Source organism: Sutterella sp. (assembly GCF_052272535.1).
GTDB lineage: Bacteria > Pseudomonadota > Gammaproteobacteria > Burkholderiales > Burkholderiaceae_F > Sutterella.
On record NZ_DAVZJY010000269.1, the window covers coordinates 1 to 2,792 of the forward strand.

Below are 2,792 nucleotides of genomic sequence, written 5' to 3' on the forward strand. Positions count from 1 at the left end.
CATGCTCCGGACGCCGCGCCCGGCGGGGTCGGTGGCGGCGGGGGGATTCTCCGGGAATCCCCGTTTCTTGGAATCATTATGACACTGTCCGCAGGAGGCGGTGCCGAAAAAATGGTTTTGAATTGATTTTGTCACGCCCACCGGAGCACATTGTTTTCCCTGCGTTCCGGTTCGCCCGCGCCGACCCTCCGGTCAGCCGAGGCCGGTGTCGAGCGCCATCATGATCACGAAGCCGCAGATCACCGCGAGCGTGCCCGCGTCGGAGTGCTTCGAGAGGTGCGCGGCCGGGATGAGCTCCTCGACCACCACGTAGAGCATCGCGCCTGCGGCGAAGGCGAGCATGAAGGGCATCACGGGGAGGAAGACCGGAATCGCGAGGACGACGAGGAGGCCGCAGAGAGGCTCGACCAACCCAGAGAGCGTCCCGAACCAGAAGGCCTTGAGGCGCGAATACCCCTGGCCGCACATCGGGAGCGATACGGCCGCGCCTTCCGGGATGTTCTGGATTCCGATGCCGAGCGCGAGCGCGAAGGCGGCCGACAAGGCCATCGGGTCGTCCGAGAGCGCGGCCATGCCGGCCGTGAGCCCGACCGAGCCGCCTTCAGGGAAGTTGTGCAGCGTGATCGCGAGGAAGAGGAGCTCAACGCGGTGCAGCTTCGTCTTCGGGCCCTCGGGCACGGCCGCGCCCGGGTGCAGGTGCGGCATAGCCATGTCGAGGAGCTTGAGGAACACCGCCCCCGCGATGATGCCGCCAGAGGCGGTGAGCCACGCAATGCCGCCCGCCTTCTCGGTCATGTCGATCGCCGGGATGATAAGGCTCCAGACGGAGGCGGCGATCATGATGCCCGCGGCGAAGCCGAGCGAGAGCGTCTCGGCGAGCTCGCTCTCGCGCCCGGGCTTCATGAAGAAGACCGTCGCGGCCCCCGCCGTCGTGCAGAGGAACGTGAAGCCCGTGTAGAGCGCCGTCCAGGCGAGTGCGTCCCAAAGATGTCCGTCCATGACAAAGATTCCAGCAAGCGCGAATGCGAAGCATTCGCAACGTGATTTAAATAGGAGAACTCTACCGCATGGGAGGGGCGTCGGGAGGGCGCCCTGGGACGAGCCGTGCGTACGGGCGCCGCTCGAGCGTGCTCCCGACGCGCGGATCCAGAGGTTGGTGCAATCCCTTAGGGAAGGTCGCCTCGAATCAAAGACCCGATCGCTATTTCGTCTTTTTGCCCCGGCGGGAGTGCCGGGCGGGGGTCGGGAGCGGAGTGCGGGCGGCTATATTGTTTGAATCGGCCTCCGCCCGCCGCCGCCTGCGTCGACGTCGAGGGCGGAACGAATCCGTCTCAACCCACAACAAGGAAGCTTTCCATCATGCTCAAGAGCGATTTCGCCGCCCTGGCCCCCATGCCGGACGATCCCATTCTGGGTCTCGTTGATCTCTTCAAGAAGGATCCGCGCGCGGAGAAGGTGAATCTCGGCGTCGGCGTCTACCTCAACGAGGAAGGGAAGCTCCCGCTGATGGCCTGCGTTGAAGAGGCCGAGAAGCGCCTCCTCGCCCGCCGCCAGCCGCGCGGCTACATGCCGATGTCGGGCATGCCGCAGTATTGCGCCGCCGTGCAGCAGCTCGTTTTCGGCAAGACCAACCCCGCCGTCCTCGCCGGCCGCATCTCCACTGTCCAGACTCTGGGCGGCACCGGCGCGCTGCAGCTCGCCGCCGCCTTCGCGCACCAGTTCCTCGGCGTCAACGCCTCCGTCGTCTCCGACCCGACCTGGGGCAACCACATTTCGATCCTCAAGGCCGACGGCCTCGAGGTCGGCAAGTATCCGTACCTCTCGGCCGACCGCGCGTCGGTCGACTTTGAAGCCTTCAAGGCCTCGATCAGCGCCCTCGCTCCGAAGACCCTCGTGCTGATGCACGGCTGCTGCCACAACCCGACGGGCCTCGACTTCACGCAGGATCAGTGGCGTGAAGTCGCGAAGATCGTCGCTGAGAAGGATCTTCTGCCGCTCCTCGACATGGCCTACCAGGGCTTCGGCTCGGGACTCGAAGAGGACGCCTTCGCGATCCGCCTCTTTACCGAAGAGGGCATCACCTTCATGGCCGCCACTTCGTGCTCGAAGAACTTCGGCCTCTACGGCGAACGCGTCGGCGCACTCCACATCGTCACCGACTCCAAGAAGGAGGCCGACGTCGTCACCTCCATCATGAAGCGCATCGTCCGTCAGGAATACTCGAACCCGCCCTGCCACGGCGGTCAGATCGTCGCCGAAGTCCTGTGCGACGAAGCGCTCCAGGCCTCCTGGCGCGCGGAAGTGGACGGCATGCGCACCCGCATCCGCGCCATGCGCGAAGCGCTCTATGAAGCCGGCAAGGCCGAGGGCGAGGACTTCAGCTTCTCCGTGAAGCAGCACGGCATGTTCTCCTTCACGGGCCTCTCTGCCGAAGAGATGGATCTGCTGCGCGAGAAGTACGGCGTCTACGGCGTGAGGAACGGCCGCATCTGCATCGCCGGCCTCAACACGAAGAACGTCGAGTACGTCGCGAAGTCGATCGCCGCGGTCCTGAAGACCCGCGCCTGACCGCCGTCCCGGCGCCTCCTGCGACCTCCGATTCCCGCTCTTCTTTGAGCGGGGCCCGAGGCCGCGGCGCCGCGAATGAAGAAGCGAAAAGCCGCCCTGAGCCGGGAGCCTCTCCCGCGGGCGGCTTTTTCGTCGTCTTTTCCGCCGAACGGCGTCTCAAGCGCCGGCGGCGGGCTCCGCGAGGTCGCTCTTCAAGGTGAACGTGAAGTCGTCCTCGGCGTAGC

Annotated in this window: 2 protein-coding genes; one reads left to right on the plus strand and one right to left on the minus strand. The window is 65.8% G+C overall.

From position 1 onward, the window contains the following. Positions 1 to 192: 192 nt before the first annotated feature. Positions 193 to 999 carry a ZIP family metal transporter gene (locus ACT6Y9_RS10130; protein ID WP_443744440.1) on the minus strand — a complete coding sequence of 269 codons (807 nt, stop codon included), beginning with the start codon at positions 997 to 999 and terminating at the stop codon, positions 193 to 195. Between the two features lie 360 nt (positions 1,000 to 1,359). Between ACT6Y9_RS10130 and ACT6Y9_RS10135 the strand changes: the two genes are divergently transcribed. Beyond that, positions 1,360 to 2,568: an amino acid aminotransferase gene (locus ACT6Y9_RS10135; protein ID WP_443744441.1), complete on the plus strand. Its 1,209-nt coding sequence runs from the start codon at positions 1,360 to 1,362 to the stop codon at positions 2,566 to 2,568. Positions 2,569 to 2,792 lie beyond the last annotated feature (224 nt).

What these genes read in the sequence shown, in the direction of transcription:
- ACT6Y9_RS10135 (WP_443744441.1), top strand. Translation starts at nt 1,360, where the DNA reads ATGCTCAAGAGCGATTTCGCCGCCCTGGCCCCCATGCCGGACGATCCC.
- ACT6Y9_RS10130 (WP_443744440.1), bottom strand. Translation starts at nt 999, where the DNA reads ATGGACGGACATCTTTGGGACGCACTCGCCTGGACGGCGCTCTACACG.